Origin of the sequence: Rahnella woolbedingensis, from assembly GCF_003602095.1 — a bacterium.
Taxonomy (GTDB): Bacteria; Pseudomonadota; Gammaproteobacteria; order Enterobacterales; family Enterobacteriaceae; genus Rahnella; species Rahnella woolbedingensis.
This window is the reverse complement of record NZ_RAHH01000017.1, coordinates 107,823-122,140: the sequence shown is the minus strand read 5'-3', so window position 1 is coordinate 122,140 and position 14,318 is coordinate 107,823. Positions and strand designations below refer to the sequence as shown.

General features: G+C 50.0%; 14 protein-coding genes. 10 read left to right on the top strand and 4 right to left on the bottom strand.

Annotated elements, in window-relative coordinates; genetic code table 11:
• Positions 1–86 precede the first annotated feature (86 nt).
• Entirely contained in the window at positions 87–773 is a 687-nt protein-coding gene (ung, locus tag D6C13_RS15505; protein WP_120133609.1) for a uracil-DNA glycosylase, read from the bottom strand.
• A gap of 335 nt (positions 774–1,108) precedes the next feature.
• Between ung and grcA the strand changes: the two genes are divergently transcribed.
• Entirely contained in the window at positions 1,109–1,492 is a 384-nt protein-coding gene (grcA, locus tag D6C13_RS15500; RefSeq protein WP_120133608.1) for an autonomous glycyl radical cofactor GrcA, read from the top strand.
• A gap of 122 nt (positions 1,493–1,614) precedes the next feature.
• Here the strand turns inward: grcA and srmB are convergent, their stop codons facing one another.
• Complete coding sequence (srmB, locus tag D6C13_RS15495) at positions 1,615–2,940, bottom strand: ATP-dependent RNA helicase SrmB (RefSeq protein ID WP_120133607.1); 1,326 nt, start codon at positions 2,938–2,940, stop codon at positions 1,615–1,617.
• A gap of 156 nt (positions 2,941–3,096) precedes the next feature.
• On the opposite strand from srmB, the gene trmN reads away from it, so the two are divergent.
• Positions 3,097–3,843 (top strand): tRNA(1)(Val) (adenine(37)-N(6))-methyltransferase TrmN, encoded by a 747-nt coding sequence (trmN, locus tag D6C13_RS15490; RefSeq protein WP_120133606.1) that lies wholly within the window; start codon positions 3,097–3,099, stop codon positions 3,841–3,843.
• Between the two features lie 47 nt (positions 3,844–3,890).
• Here the strand turns inward: trmN and nadB are convergent, their stop codons facing one another.
• Entirely contained in the window at positions 3,891–5,492 is a 1,602-nt protein-coding gene (gene nadB, locus D6C13_RS15485; protein WP_208642902.1) for an L-aspartate oxidase, read from the bottom strand.
• A gap of 214 nt (positions 5,493–5,706) precedes the next feature.
• Between nadB and rpoE the strand changes: the two genes are divergently transcribed.
• Genes rpoE through rseC form a run of 4 tightly spaced genes read left to right on the top strand, consistent with a single transcriptional unit; the run spans position 5,707 to position 8,416 of the window.
• Positions 5,707–6,282, top strand: coding sequence for an RNA polymerase sigma factor RpoE (rpoE, locus tag D6C13_RS15480; RefSeq protein WP_120133604.1), 576 nt, complete (start codon positions 5,707–5,709; stop codon positions 6,280–6,282).
• 30 nt (positions 6,283–6,312) lie between these two features.
• Positions 6,313–6,960, top strand: a complete 648-nt coding sequence (gene rseA / locus D6C13_RS15475) for an anti-sigma-E factor RseA (RefSeq protein WP_120133603.1) — start codon at positions 6,313–6,315, stop codon at positions 6,958–6,960.
• Positions 6,960–7,910 carry a sigma-E factor regulatory protein RseB gene (rseB, locus tag D6C13_RS15470; RefSeq protein ID WP_120133602.1) on the top strand — a complete coding sequence of 317 codons (951 nt, stop codon included), beginning with the start codon at positions 6,960–6,962 and terminating at the stop codon, positions 7,908–7,910. The genes rseA and rseB overlap by 1 nt, the downstream gene beginning before the upstream one ends.
• A gap of 29 nt (positions 7,911–7,939) precedes the next feature.
• Positions 7,940–8,416, top strand: a complete 477-nt coding sequence (rseC, locus tag D6C13_RS15465; protein WP_120133601.1) for a SoxR-reducing system protein RseC — start codon at positions 7,940–7,942, stop codon at positions 8,414–8,416.
• A gap of 58 nt (positions 8,417–8,474) precedes the next feature.
• Here rseC and D6C13_RS15460 read toward each other — a convergent pair whose 3' ends face one another.
• The gene (locus tag D6C13_RS15460; protein ID WP_120133600.1) at positions 8,475–9,293 is read right to left on the bottom strand and encodes a DUF6585 family protein; all 819 of its coding nucleotides are present in this window, start codon (positions 9,291–9,293) and stop codon (positions 8,475–8,477) included.
• Between the two features lie 421 nt (positions 9,294–9,714).
• Here D6C13_RS15460 and lepA point away from each other — a divergent pair, with 421 nt between their 5' ends.
• The 4 genes from lepA to era all read left to right on the top strand — a co-directional run bounded on the left by lepA (position 9,715) and on the right by era (position 14,313).
• Positions 9,715–11,514 (top strand): translation elongation factor 4, encoded by a 1,800-nt coding sequence (gene lepA / locus D6C13_RS15455; RefSeq protein ID WP_120133599.1) that lies wholly within the window; start codon positions 9,715–9,717, stop codon positions 11,512–11,514.
• A 28-nt stretch (positions 11,515–11,542) separates the two neighbouring features.
• Positions 11,543–12,520 (top strand): signal peptidase I, encoded by a 978-nt coding sequence (gene lepB, locus D6C13_RS15450; protein WP_120133598.1) that lies wholly within the window; start codon positions 11,543–11,545, stop codon positions 12,518–12,520.
• A gap of 210 nt (positions 12,521–12,730) precedes the next feature.
• Entirely contained in the window at positions 12,731–13,411 is a 681-nt protein-coding gene (gene rnc / locus D6C13_RS15445) for a ribonuclease III (protein ID WP_112164245.1), read from the top strand.
• Positions 13,408–14,313: a GTPase Era gene (gene era / locus D6C13_RS15440; RefSeq protein WP_120133597.1), complete on the top strand. Its 906-nt coding sequence runs from the start codon at positions 13,408–13,410 to the stop codon at positions 14,311–14,313. The genes rnc and era overlap by 4 nt, the downstream gene beginning before the upstream one ends.
• Positions 14,314–14,318 lie beyond the last annotated feature (5 nt).

The window sequence follows — 14,318 nt, the reverse complement described above, 5'->3', positions numbered from 1 at the left end:
AAAGCCTGATTCTGTTTTTAGCCGTCTGATATAACGAAAGAGGCACCTTCACGGGTGCCTCTTTTTTCTGGCTGTTCGGGTCGCATTTATGCCTGTTCAGGGAGTACAGGCATCCAGTCAATCGGTGCCAGACCCTGTTGTTCAAGCAAGGCATTCGCCTGTGAGAAATGCTTACATCCCAGAAAACCGCGATGCGCAGACAGCGGAGAAGGGTGCGGCGCTTTCAAAACATGATGGCGGTTGCGGTCGATAATGTTGCCTTTCTTCTGCGCGTGAGAACCCCAGAGCAAAAAGACAATCCCTTCACGATTTTCGTTCAGGGCGGAAATGACTTTATCGGTAAAGGTTTCCCAGCCCAGCTTGGCATGTGAATGCGCCTGACCGCCTTCGACGGTCAAAACCGTATTCAGCAGCATCACGCCCTGATCGGCCCAGCTTTGCAGATAGCCATGAGCAGGTCGTTCGAAGCCGGGAATATCAGTCACCAGTTCTTTATACATGTTGACTAAAGAAGGCGGGGCAGGGATCCCCGGGCGCACAGAAAATGATAATCCGTGAGCCTGATTGGGGCCGTGGTAAGGATCCTGACCCAGGATCACCACTTTGACATCTGCCAGGTCTGCCGAACGGAAGGCGTTAAATACATCCTGCTGTGGAGGATAAATGGTTTTACCGGCCGCGCGTTCAGCGGCGACAAACTTCAGCATATCAACGAAGTAGGGCTGTTCTTTTTCCTGACCGATCACGTCATGCCAGGTGAGAGTAGTGGACATTGACGCTCTCCTTTTGAAGGTAATTTTAAACTGGCAGTAGCTTACCTGCTCATCCTGCTCAGTGAAACCCGTATGAGCTTTTGCTGATATTTATCTGCGACTTAACGTCTTTGCAAAATTGTTGATAATTTACAAAAATAATTTAATCAGGTGCCTTGAAAAAATTGATATAAAACATAAATATGCTGAGGGTGAGAAATACCCACAAGGAAAAGGTTGATATTTATCAAAGAATGCAGGGTGCTCTGCTGTTATATCTGACAACAGGAAAGCAGGTTGTGGTTCGGCCTGACATCAATCAATTAACAGTACTGTAGCCAACTTGGAGGCAACATATGATCACCGGGATCCAAATTACTAAAACCGAAAACGAAGCGCTGAAAAACTCTTTCTGGCTGCTCGATGATGAAAAAGCAGAAGCTCGTTGTGTGTGTGCAAAAGCGGGTTTTGCGGAAGACCAGATTGTGGCTGTCAGCGATCTTGGCAAGTTTGAATATCGTGAAGTGCCGATGGAAGTTCAGCCGACTGTGCGCGTGGAAGGTGGTCAGCACCTGAACGTTAACGTACTGCGTCGTGAAACTCTGGAAGATGCGGTTAAGCACCCTGAAAAATATCCACAGCTGACCATTCGTGTGTCCGGCTATGCGGTACGTTTCAACTCACTGACTGCTGAACAGCAGCGTGACGTGATTACCCGTACTTTCACTGAAAGCCTGTAATCGCTTCTAAGTCTTTCAGAATCCGGTAGGTTATTGATATAAAATACGGATATGAAAATACGGATATAAAAAAACCGCCTTTCGGGGCGGTTTTTCTTTGCATCAAATTAGCCAAATGCTTTTTAAGAGGCGTCTTTTGCCGCATCAGGCTTAACGCGGCGCTTGCCGACGTTTTTGCTGTCACGATGGCGAACTTTCACTTTCACCTTCGATTTTTCCTGCGTCGCTTTTTGCTTCTCTTTGCGTTTCGCCAGCACTTTCTTCGATGGCTTACCGGTTACTTTCTCGCTTGGGGCTTTGGTCTTAGGACGGAAGCCTTCGAGCACACGCGCTTTCAGTGGCTCGTTCAGGTAACGACCGATTTTACCGAGCAGCAGATGGTCATGCGCTTCCACAAAAGAAATCGCGGTGCCTTTGCGGCCAGCACGACCAGTACGGCCGATACGGTGCAGATAGATATCAGCGGTCAGCGGCAGGTCAAAGTTGAAGACGTGGCTGATGTCGTTGATATCCAGACCGCGCGCGGCGATATCAGTGGCAACTAGCACGTTAACGCGGTCTTCGACCATACGTTTGACGGCTTCGGTGCGTTTCACCTGTACCATTTCGCCTTCGAGATAACAGGAGTTGATCCCTGCCTCGCGCAGCCAGGCAACAAGTTCATGCACACGCTCGCGCTTACGCACGAAGATCACCGATTTAGTGACATCTTCCTGTTTCAGTAAATGGATCAGCATCTGGGTTTTATGCGCCAGATCGTCGGCGCGGTAATACCATTGCAAGATCTTTTTGCGTTCGCGACGTGACGGGTCGGCTTCGATTTCTACCGGCTCAGTCAGAATGCGTTCTGCGAATTCACGGATGGCTTCCCCTTCCAGCGTTGCGGAGAACAGCAACGTCTGTTTACGCCAGCGTGCTTCGGCAGAAATCGTTTCGATGTCCTGAGCAAAACCCATGTCCAGCATGCGGTCGGCTTCGTCGAGGATCAGCGTTTCGATAGCGCGGCAGTCGAAGTTTTCTTCTTTAATGTATTGCAGCAAACGCCCTGTCGTCGCAACGACGATGTCCTGGTTTTCACTGAACACTTCAGCGTGGTTCATATAAGCCACGCCGCCAGTGATGGTCGCGATATCCAGTTCGGTATGTTTGGCTAACTCACGCGCCTGTTCAGCAACCTGCATAGCAAGTTCACGGGTTGGCGTGAGGATCAGAATACGTGGCGGACCAGATTTCTTACGCGGGAAATCCAGCAAATGCTGCAATGCAGGCAGCAGGAATGCCGCTGTTTTGCCGGTGCCGGTAGGAGCCGAACCCAACACATCGCGTCCGTCCATTGCTGGCGGAATGGCCTCTGCCTGAATGACAGTAGGACGGCTATAGCCTTTGTCGCCAAGGGCTTCAATCAGGCGTTCATCGAGTTCGAGTTCGGAAAAAGTGGTTACAGTCATGGTCTACCTCTACTTGGGGCGCCGATTATAGACGTGTTAGCTGCGATCTTCACCTATTTAAGCGGTTTGCGTGGCTTTTACTCTGCTTCTCTTTGCCCTATGCTACGACAGTTTTCGTTTCCAGCCCTGTTGGCTGGCGTTATTACGGTGAAATGAGTGACAAAAGAAGTCAGTTCCGCACAGCCTTTACGGCGCAATGGTTTTACCTTTAAACAGTTTTTCGTCGCCCACGACCGTTGTGCGATGAAAGTCGGCACTGACGGTGTTCTGCTGGGGGCTACCGCGCCGGTCAGTCAGGCGCGTCGAGTTCTAGACATCGGCTGTGGCAGCGGTCTGATTGCCATGATGCTGGCACAGCGCAGCGAATCTCATACTTTTATCGATGCCGTTGAACTGGAATCGGCCGCCGCCGGACAGGCTGCGGAAAACTTCCGCGAATCAGTCTGGGCGCAAAGACTGTCTGTTCATGCGCAGGATATTAATGAGTACGCGCAAAAACACCCTGCTCAGTATGATCTGATTGTCAGCAATCCGCCTTATTTTGAATCGGCCGTTGCCTGCCGTGATGAAGCCCGCAATGCCGCCCGTTATACCGAAACCCTGACGCATGAGGCGCTGCTGGAATGCGCGCAGAAGCTGATCACACCAGCAGGAATGTTCAGCGTTGTTTTGCCGTATGACATCGGTCTGGCATTTGAGGCACTGGCTCACCAGAAAGGCTGGTTCAGTGCGTGGCGGATGGCGGTACGCGACCGTCCGGGAAAACCGCTTAATCGTTTGTTGCTGACATTAGCCAGAAATCCGACAGAGTGCGTGGATCAGGAGCTGGCCCTGAGAAAATCGGAAGGGGTTTACAGCGAAGCATTTTGTGCACTGATTACGGATTTTTATCTGAATTACTGATGGCAGGGTGGCCGGTGAAAAGTGCGTTCCTTCGCACTTTTTTAACGCTAGGGCTGCAAAATTGTCGGCTGCGGGTTTTCCTGTAAATCAGGATAATCGAGCGTGTAATGCAGGCCGCGACTTTCTTTACGTTCCAGCGCGCTGCGAACAATAAGTTCGGCAACCAGCACCAGATTTCTTAATTCCAGCAGATTATTGGAAATACGGAAGTTGGCGTAATACTCGTCAATTTCCTGTTGCAGCGTCATGATGCGGCGCAGGGCGCGCTCCAGGCGCTTCGTGGTGCGCACAATCCCCACGTAATCCCACATAAACAGGCGCAGTTCATGCCAGTTATGCTGGATAACGACCTGCTCATCGGAATTATCCACCCGGCTTTCATCCCACGGTGGAATTTTTTTCGCCAGTTTGGCGTGAGGCAGACGCTTGATGATGTCTTCTGCCGCCGACCAACCATACACCACGCATTCCAGCAGTGAGTTAGAAGCCAGACGGTTAGCGCCATGCAGGCCGGTATAGCTGACTTCGCCAATCGCATACAATCCATCGAGATCGGTGCGCCCGTGCTGATCCACCATAACGCCACCGCAGGTGTAATGCGCAGCAGGCACAATCGGGATCGGCTGTTTTGTCAGGTCGATACCCAGCGATTGCAGTTTTTCATCAATCATCGGGAAATGATGTTTAATGAATTCCGGCGGACGATGGCTGATATCGAGATACATACAGTCCGCGCCGAGACGCTTCATTTCATGGTCGATAGCCCGCGCAACAACATCACGCGGTGCCAGTTCGCCACGCTCATCGAAGTCCGGCATGAAACGTGTCCCATCTGGGCGCTTGAGGAGGGCGCCTTCGCCACGCAGGGCTTCGGTCAGCAGGAAGTTACGTGCCTGCGGGTGATAAAGGCAGGTCGGATGAAACTGATTGAATTCCAGATTGGCGACACGGCAGCCTGCGCGCCACGCCATAGCCACGCCATCACCGGAGGAGATATCAGGATTGGTGGTGTACTGATACACCTTGGCAGCGCCGCCCGTGGCCAGTACAACCGCCTTGGCCCGCAGGGTTTCCACATGCTCTTTATCACGGTTCCAGACATAGGCACCGACGACACGCTGAGTGCCCGGTAATCCGAGCTTGCTGGACGTGATCAAATCCACGGCATTATAGCGCTCTTTAACGCAAATATTTGCGTGTGCTCTTGCTTTCCCAACCAGCGTAGTCTCTACTTCTTTACCTGTAGCATCAGCAGCATGCAGGATCCTGCGGTGGCTGTGACCGCCTTCACGAGTCAGGTGATAACGCTCTTCTGAGCTCGCGTTGGTTTCGGTATCAAACAGTACACCCTGGTCGATCAACCACTGCACACAATGACGTGCGTTACTGGCGATAAATTCAACCGCTTCTTTATCGCAAAGGCCTGCGCCAGCAATTAATGTGTCATCAACATGTGAGGCAATGCTGTCTGCTTCGTCGAATACGGCGGCGATACCGCCTTGTGCGTAGAACGTGGAGCCTTCGTTGAGGGGGCCTTTACTGAGAACAGTGACGTGACAGTGGTCTGCAAGTCGCAAAGCCAGAGACAGGCCCGCAGCGCCACTTCCGATTATCAATACATCGCTAACAAATTCAGATGAAGGTTGCATAACGTATGATGTTTGCAGAAGAAGAGGGAAATTCATGTTAGCCTAAACCTCCGTGCAAAAGCCACGGGCTTAAGACTTCAATAGAAAAAACAATGGCGATGTGGAACTTATTGTTCCATGTGAACTCCAAGCAGTACTTGCTCAGGAATATAATGATGAAAGCTGGCAGTACGATTCAAAGCGCGGAGATGGTTTTGGGGAGATTTTACCTCGGATGAGCGAGCAGTTAGCCGATCAAGTTCTGGTTGAGCGGGTCCAGAAGGGTGATCAAAAATCGTTCAATTTACTGGTTATCCGTTACCAGCATAAGGTAGCGAGCCTTGTATCCCGCTATGTCCCACAGGGCGATGTGCCTGATGTGGTTCAGGAATCTTTTATAAAAGCGTATCGTGCGCTGGAATCTTTCCGCGGCGACAGTGCTTTTTATACCTGGCTGTATCGTATTGCAGTCAACACAGCGAAAAATTATTTAGTCGCTCAGGGGCGTCGTCCGCCATCCAGTGATGTCGATGCGAGCGAAGCCGAAAATTTCGAAAGTGGCGGTGCCCTTAAAGAAATTTCGAACCCTGAGAACTTAATGTTGTCTGAAGAGTTACGGCAGATAGTTTTCCGTACTATTGAAGCACTTCCTGAAGATCTTCGCATGGCGATAACCTTAAGGGAGTTAGATGGATTGAGCTACGAAGAAATAGCCGCCATCATGGATTGTCCGGTGGGTACGGTAAGATCGCGAATATTCCGTGCCCGGGAAGCAATTGATAACAAGGTTCAACCGCTCATCCAGCGTTAGAGATGACGGACACAGGAAGGGTACTTAGGCATGCAGAAAGAAAAGCTTTCCGCTCTGATGGATGGTGAAGCCATTGATTCTGAACTGTTAAGTTCTTTATCAACTGATTCCAGGCTTCAGCAAGACTGGCAGAGTTATCATTTGATCCGCGATACCTTACGCGGTGATATTGGGAATGTGGTGCATCTGGATATCGCAGACCGTGTGGCCGCAGCGCTGGCAAATGAGCCGGTTAAACTGGTGCCGGGTTCCGCAACAGAATCGCAGCCTCAGCCTCATACCTGGCAAAAAATGCCTTTCTGGCAGAAGGTGCGCCCTTGGGCGAGCCAGCTGACTCAGGTTGGTGTGGCTGCTTGTGTATCGCTGGCCGTGATTGTCGGTGTGCAACATTACAACCAACCTGACGCATCGGGCGCTTCTCCGGAAACGCCGGCATTTAATACCTTGCCAATGATGGGTAAAGCCTCTCCGGTCAGCTTCGGCGTGCCAAATGAAGGCAACACTGCCAGCGGGCAACAAAATGTGCAGGAGCAACGTAAGCGTATCAACGCTATGTTGCAGGATTACGAACTGCAGCGCCGCTTGCATTCTGAGCAGCTCCAGCTCGAACCTGTTACTCCACAGCAAGCCGCTGTTCAGGTCCCAGGAACTCAGTCTTTAGGAACGCAAACGCAGTAATGAAGCAATTTTGGTTTGCCGCTTGTTTAGTGACGGGCAGCCTGCTTACTCCAAGTATCGCCTCGGCAGATCCTACTTCCGAGGCGTTATTACAAGGGATGGGCAAAGCCAGTCAGTCGCTGAATTATGAAATGGGTTTTATTAACATCACGAAGCAAGGGATTGATTCCTTTCGCTATCGTCATGCTGTTTCTAATCAATCCTCGCTCGCTCAACTGGTTCTGATGGATGGTCCGCGCCGTGAAATTGTCCAGCGTGGAAAAGACATCAGTTACTTTGAAACCGGGCTTCAGCCTTTTACTCTGGATGGCGATCATATCGTTGATTCCCTGCCTTCCATTGTCTTCAGCGATTTTTCCCAGCTGTCAAAATACTATGATTTCATTGCTGTCGGTCGTGCGCGTGCCGCAGATCGCCTGAGTCAGGTGATCCGCGTGGTGTCGCGTGACGGTACAAGATTCAGCTATGTGATCTGGGTGGATGAACAGACGAAATTGCCAATGCGTGTCGACTTATTAGACCGTGACGGCGAAACGCTGGAACAATTCCGGGTCATCAGTTTTGATGATGGGAAGCAAGTCATCGGGACTCTTGCAGAAATCGAGAAAGCCAATCTGCCACCGGTCCTTTCATTGCCTGCCTCTGAGCAGGTGAAGTTTGGCTGGCAGGTAAAATGGCTTCCGGCGGGTGTCACTGAAGTGGCCAGCAGTCGCAGAAGCTTGCCAAATATGCCAGTCACTATAGAATCCCGGTTGTACACTGACGGATTGTTCAGCTTCTCTGTCAATATCAGTGCGACAACGAATGGCCTTTCTGAGCAGTTGATCAGGCAAGGGCGCAGAACCGTACAAACGGAAGTGCGTAACGGAAATGAGATTACTGTCGTCGGTGAACTGCCACCTTCCACAGCAAAACGTATTACAGACAGTATTGTCTTCTCTGCAAAATGACTTTTGGCTAAAAAAATCCGGGTGATCGTATGATGAAAGAATGGGCCACTGTGGTGTCGTGGCAAAACGGTATTGCATCACTGCGCTGTGAAACGCAGTCAGGTTGCAGTAGCTGCCATTCGCGTTCAGGTTGTGGTGCCCGGGTGCTGAATGAACTTGGACCTCAAACTGGTCACAATCTTCAGGTCAGTTTCGCCGAACCTCTGGAGCCGGGGCAAAAAGTTGAACTGGGAATACCGGAAGGCAGTTTGCTGCGTTCCGCATTTCTGGTTTATATGACGCCACTGTTTGGGGTAATTGCCGGAGGCGGTATATTGCAGGCTCTGTTTAAAGCAGACATGTACGCTGTCATCGGCGCTGTGCTGGGAGGCGGGCTGGGCTTTATCATCGCCAAAGCACTCGCGGCAAAAGTCGACGGAAAATCCGGTTATCAGCCGGTCGTGTTGCAGGTGGGGTTACCTCCCAATGCATTTCGTTATTCCGCAGATAGCGAGTTTCCTTCGTAATATCTGAATTAGCAAAAGCGAATTGAATGCCACTGACTCAGCCGGGTCTGTGGCATTTTTAATTTCTGACAGGGATCCGGTTCTGAATCATATGCTCAATCAGTGCGATGAAAAGATCGGCACTGGAGAGTGAAATATAAGCGACAGAGAACAAAATCCGACCGTGTTTGTCGAGCAATCTGATTAACGGACTGTTGCTTCCGCCGCTGATAAACTGAATGTCCTCTACCGGTATTGTCTTCCCTTCATCAGTAGTCAGCATTAATGCACTCAATCGGATCCTTTTTTCGTTCGTTGTCAGAAGGTTAGAACCGATAAACCGTTTAAGTCCGCAGTGCGAATTTACCATGCAGGTAAAAAGAATGTCTCCGCCTTGTGCCAGCGTATTTAAGGCCGAGGGGCCACGGAACATCAGCTGCTCATTCTTAATAACATCAATCAGACGTTCTGAATTAGCAATGTTCGGCGTGATCCGATGCCATGTTTTGCTATTTTCTTCTCTGAATATCATGGTATTTAAAATACGACGCGTATATTTACCCGTTCTGAAACGGTATATATCCGTGATTCTGTCGAACGGAATAAACCGGTTCTTCTTATCGAGTTGGCTTATAACCAAAATACCATTTTCATGAAGCCGATAGACCTGATCTGGTCGGATAAAACGCCTCAATAAAATAAGCACCAGCCCGAGCGCAATACTCAGCAGGGCAGAGACTGCGACACTGTGCAGCCCGTCTGCGGTATGGCCGAAAGCGAGGAAGAAAGCGATCTGTACAGCACCGCCCACCAGCAAAAGCACTGACAGGACCAGAGTGATCCAAGAGTTGGCTTTGGCAAAGCCATGCTGACTGAGCAGCCGCCCTTCATTGATCATATTGATAACCTTGTGACCGGATTGAATTAAAATAAAAAAAGAATAAGGAATAATTAGAATTAAAACTTTGTGGATTGAAATAATGTAATTTCTTTTATAACAATATATTAGGCGTGAGGGTTCGTTTTTGTATATGGGCATTTTCCTAAAACCTGTGCGGGTCGGATAACTAAGAGAAAATGCCGGAAAGAGGTAAAGGTGACGGAGGTAAAATCAGCCAGGGAATGAAAACAAATGAAAATGTGGGGATTTACCTCAGAAAAAGCACGCATAATCTGGAGTTAGGATGTACCGAGACTAGGTTTTCACGGTGCTGGCATGTAGAATGCTGCGACTTAGGCGAAAGACAGCCAACCTACAAACCGTCGCTGTATGTTCATGGCGAATGATTCAGAAATACCAAGGTAGAAAAACTTTTATAATGAAGCATATACGAAATTTCTCCATTATTGCCCACATTGACCACGGTAAGTCGACGCTGTCAGACCGTATTATTCAAATTTGCGGCGGCTTGTCCGATCGTGAAATGGAAGCCCAGGTTCTCGATTCTATGGATCTTGAGCGTGAGCGCGGTATCACCATCAAAGCGCAGAGCGTAACGCTCGATTACAAAGCGAAAGATGGACAGGTTTACCACCTGAACTTCATCGATACCCCCGGACATGTTGACTTCTCCTACGAAGTTTCACGTTCACTGGCCGCCTGTGAAGGCGCACTGCTGGTGGTTGATGCGGGTCAGGGCGTAGAAGCGCAGACGCTGGCGAACTGCTACACCGCGATGGAAATGGATCTGGAAGTGGTTCCGGTCCTGAACAAAATCGATTTGCCTGCCGCTGATCCCGATCGCGCAGCACAAGAAATCGAAGACATCGTAGGTATTGATGCAACGGATGCTGTGCGTTGTTCAGCGAAAACCGGCGTGGGTGTTCCTGAAGTTCTGGAACGTCTGGTGCGTGATGTTCCGCCACCGGAAGGTGATCCGGAAGCGCCATTACAGGCACTGATCATCGATTCCTGGTTCGATAACTACCTTGGCGTGGTTTCTCTGGTCCGTATCAAAAACGGCACCATGAGAAAGGGCGACAAAATTAAAGTCATGAGTACCGGACAGGTGTATAACGCCGATCGTCTGGGTATCTTCACGCCTAAACGCGTTGATAAAGATGTCCTGAACTGCGGCGAAGTCGGCTGGCTGGTTTGTGCGATCAAGGACATCCTTGGCGCACCGGTGGGCGATACCTTGACGCTGCAACGTAACCCTGCGGATAAAGTTTTGCCTGGCTTTAAGAAAGTGAAGCCGCAGGTATATGCCGGTCTCTTCCCGGTCAGTTCCGATGACTATGAAAACTTCCGTGATGCGCTTGGCAAGCTGAGCCTGAACGATGCTTCTCTGTTCTATGAACCTGAAAGTTCTACAGCGTTAGGCTTTGGCTTTCGTATCGGTTTCCTCGGCCTGCTACACATGGAAATCATTCAGGAACGTCTGGAGCGTGAATACGATCTGGATCTGATCACTACGGCACCGACCGTTGTGTATGAAGTTCTGACCACCGGCAATGAAACCATTTACGTCGACAGCCCGTCTAAACTTCCGGCGCTGAATAACATTCTGGAATTACGCGAGCCAATCGCAGAGTGTCATATGCTGATGCCGCAGGAATATCTGGGCAGCGTGATCACCTTGTGTATTGAGAAACGCGGCGTGCAGACCAACATGGTCTATCACGGTAACCAGGTTGCGCTGACCTATGAAATTCCAATGGCGGAAGTGGTGCTCGATTTCTTCGACCGTCTGAAGTCAACGTCTCGTGGCTACGCGTCCCTCGATTACAATTTCAAACGTTTTCAGACTTCTGACATGGTACGTGTTGATGTTCTAATCAACGGCGACCGTGTGGATGCACTGGCGCTGATTACTCACCGTGGCAATTCACAGTTCCGTGGACGCCAGTTGGTTGAGAAGATGCAGGAACTGATCCCGCGTCAGCAGTTCGACATTGCTATTCAGGCGGCAATTGGTGCTCACATCATTGCCCGTTCCACCGTGAAGCAATTACGTAAAAACGTTCTCGCCAAATGTTATGGCGGTGACGTCAGCCGTAAGAAGAAACTTCTGCAGAAGCAGAAAGACGGTAAGAAACGCATGAAACAAGTGGGTAACGTTGAGTTACCACAGGAAGCGTTCCTGGCCATTCTTCACGTGGGCAAAGACAGCAAATAAAACCTCATTGATGTTGTAGGGAGTATGCATGGCTAACATGTTTGCCCTGATCCTGGCGGTTGCGACGCTGGTTTCAGGGATTATCTGGTGCCTTGATCGTTTCAAGCTGGCACCTGCACGCCGGGCTAAAGTTGCAAAGATTAAAGCCGAAACGGGCGGGGCAGTTGACGATACAACGCTGAGCAAGGTCGCGAAGCAGCCAGGCTGGGTGGAAACCTGTGCTTCGGTTTTCCCGGTATTGTTAGTTGTGTTCGTGGTGCGTTCATTTATTTATGAACCGTTCCAGATCCCATCCGGCTCCATGATGCCAACGCTGCTTATTGGCGATTTCATCGTGGTCGAAAAATATGCCTATGGTCTGAAGGATCCTATTACCCAGACCAAGCTTATCCCGACCGGTGAGCCTAAACGCGGCGATGTGGTGGTATTTAAATATCCGCTCAATCCAAGCGTGGACTATATTAAACGTCTGGTCGGTTTGCCGGGCGACCGTGTGACGTACGATCCGTTCAGTAAGCAGGTGACAATTCAGCCAGCATGCGAAAGCGGTAAAAATTGCAATACGGCTTTGGCGGTGACTTATGACACCGGCGTTGCCAGCGATTTCGTACAGACTTTCGGTCAGTCTTCAGGCAGCGAAGCCAGCAGTGGTTTCTTTGAAACGCCACCGACCGCTAACGTTCCGCAGGACGGCGTTCGTCTGGTTCAGCGCAATGAAACGCTGGGCAACGTGACGCATCATATTCTGACCGTACCGGGCGCGCGTGACCAACTGGGAGCTTATTATCAGCAACCTGGTCAGCCGCTGGGGACATGGGTGGTTCCTGCTGGCCATTATTTCATGATGGGCGATAACCGTGATAACAGCGCTGACAGCCGTTATTGGGGTTTCGTACCTGAACAGAATTTAGTGGGTAAAGCTTCTGCAATTTGGATGAGCTTTAAAAAACAGGAAGGTGAATGGCCTACCGGTGTTCGTTTAAGCCGTATTGGTGGAATTCATTAATTAATGGTGCCCGTTAGCGCAGCATTATATTTCCACTCGTTGTAGAATATCCTTTCGGGCGATAAAAGTTGGCTCCCCTGATTTTACGTTTTTATTTAAAACGAACAGGAGGAGCCACTGCAAACGAAACAGCTTTGGATTGGCTTAGGGCGAAGCAGGCCTGTTCCGTATGCTGAAGTTTTTGACGCATTCTTGATCTATTGGTAACTCATGAATCCCATCGTAATAAACAGGCTTCAGCGGAAGCTGGGCTACACTTTTCAACAGCAGGAGCTTTTATTGCAGGCACTGACTCACCGCAGCGCAAGCAGTAAACACAATGAGCGTTTAGAGTTCCTGGGTGATTCCATTCTTAGTTATGTGATTGCTAACGCACTGTACCAACGTTTTCCTCGGGTAGACGAGGGCGATATGAGTCGCATGCGCGCCACGCTGGTGCGCGGAAATACGTTAGCTGAAATGGCACGTGAATTCGATCTTGGCGAATGCTTACGTTTAGGGCCGGGCGAATTAAAAAGTGGTGGTTTCCGCCGTGAGTCAATTCTTGCGGATACGGTGGAGGCACTCATTGGCGGCGTATTCCTGGACAGTGATATCCAGAACGTCGAAAAGCTGATTCTCGATTGGTACCGTAGTCGTTTAGACGAAATCAGTCCCGGTGATAAGCAGAAAGACCCAAAAACCCGTTTACAGGAGTTTTTGCAAGGTCGCCATCTGCCGTTGCCTTCTTATCTGGTTGTGCAGGTTCGCGGTGAAGCGCACGACCAAGAGTTTACCATCCACTGCCAGGTTAGTGGCTTGAACCAACCGGTTGTAGGAACCGGTTCAAGTCGCAGAAAAGCCGAGCAGGCGGCAGCGGAACAAGCGCTGATACAGCTGGAGCTTGAATGAGCGAAGAAAAGAATTACTGTGGTTTTATAGCAATCGTTGGCCGTCCTAACGTCGGTAAATCAACTTTGCTGAACGAATTATTGGGGCAGAAGATCTCCATTACTTCGCGTAAACCGCAAACAACACGTCACCGTATTATGGGTATCCATACAGAAGGCCCTTATCAGGCGATTTACGTGGACACCCCCGGGCTGCACATGGAAGAAAAGCGGGCGATCAACCGCCTGATGAACCGTGCTGCCAGCAGTTCGATCGGTGATGTTGAACTGGTTATTTTCGTGGTTGAAGGCACCCACTGGACGCCTGACGACGAAATGGTCGTGAATAAATTGCGCGATATCAAAGCGCCGGTTCTGCTGGCTATCAACAAAATCGATAATGTCACTGACAAATCGAAGCTGTTGCCACACTTGCAGTTCCTCAGCGAACAGATGAACTTTATCGACATCGTGCCAATGTCTGCCGAAAAACGTATCAACGTAGATACCATCGCCAGCATCGTGCGTAAGCGTCTACCGGAAGCAGTTCATCACTTCCCTGAAGATTACATTACTGACCGCTCACAGCGCTTTATGGCTTCTGAAATCATCCGTGAAAAACTGATGCGTTTCCTGGGTGAAGAACTGCCTTACTCCGTGACCGTAGAAATCGAGCGGTTTGTGAGTAATGAACGTGGCGGTTACGATATCAATGGCCTGATTCTGGTAGAACGTGAAGGCCAGAAGAAAATGGTTATCGGTAACAAAGGCTCAAAAATCAAGACCATCGGTATCGAATCTCGTCAGGACATGGAAAACATGTTTGAAGCGAAGGTTCATCTTGAATTGTGGGTTAAGGTCAAATCCGGTTGGGCAGACGACGAACGTGCGCTGCGCAGTCTGGGTTATACAGACGACTTATAAGGTCC

What these genes read in the sequence shown, in the direction of transcription:
- ung (WP_120133609.1), bottom strand. Translation starts at nt 773, where the DNA reads ATGTCCACTACTCTCACCTGGCATGACGTGATCGGTCAGGAAAAAGAA.
- grcA (WP_120133608.1), top strand. Translation starts at nt 1,109, where the DNA reads ATGATCACCGGGATCCAAATTACTAAAACCGAAAACGAAGCGCTGAAA.
- srmB (WP_120133607.1), bottom strand. Translation starts at nt 2,940, where the DNA reads ATGACTGTAACCACTTTTTCCGAACTCGAACTCGATGAACGCCTGATT.
- nadB (WP_208642902.1), bottom strand. Translation starts at nt 5,492, where the DNA reads ATGCAACCTTCATCTGAATTTGTTAGCGATGTATTGATAATCGGAAGT.
- rpoE (WP_120133604.1), top strand. Translation starts at nt 5,707, where the DNA reads ATGAGCGAGCAGTTAGCCGATCAAGTTCTGGTTGAGCGGGTCCAGAAG.
- rseA (WP_120133603.1), top strand. Translation starts at nt 6,313, where the DNA reads ATGCAGAAAGAAAAGCTTTCCGCTCTGATGGATGGTGAAGCCATTGAT.
- rseB (WP_120133602.1), top strand. Translation starts at nt 6,960, where the DNA reads ATGAAGCAATTTTGGTTTGCCGCTTGTTTAGTGACGGGCAGCCTGCTT.
- rseC (WP_120133601.1), top strand. Translation starts at nt 7,940, where the DNA reads ATGATGAAAGAATGGGCCACTGTGGTGTCGTGGCAAAACGGTATTGCA.
- D6C13_RS15460 (WP_120133600.1), bottom strand. Translation starts at nt 9,293, where the DNA reads ATGATCAATGAAGGGCGGCTGCTCAGTCAGCATGGCTTTGCCAAAGCC.
- lepA (WP_120133599.1), top strand. Translation starts at nt 9,715, where the DNA reads ATGAAGCATATACGAAATTTCTCCATTATTGCCCACATTGACCACGGT.
- lepB (WP_120133598.1), top strand. Translation starts at nt 11,543, where the DNA reads ATGGCTAACATGTTTGCCCTGATCCTGGCGGTTGCGACGCTGGTTTCA.
- rnc (WP_112164245.1), top strand. Translation starts at nt 12,731, where the DNA reads ATGAATCCCATCGTAATAAACAGGCTTCAGCGGAAGCTGGGCTACACT.
- era (WP_120133597.1), top strand. Translation starts at nt 13,408, where the DNA reads ATGAGCGAAGAAAAGAATTACTGTGGTTTTATAGCAATCGTTGGCCGT.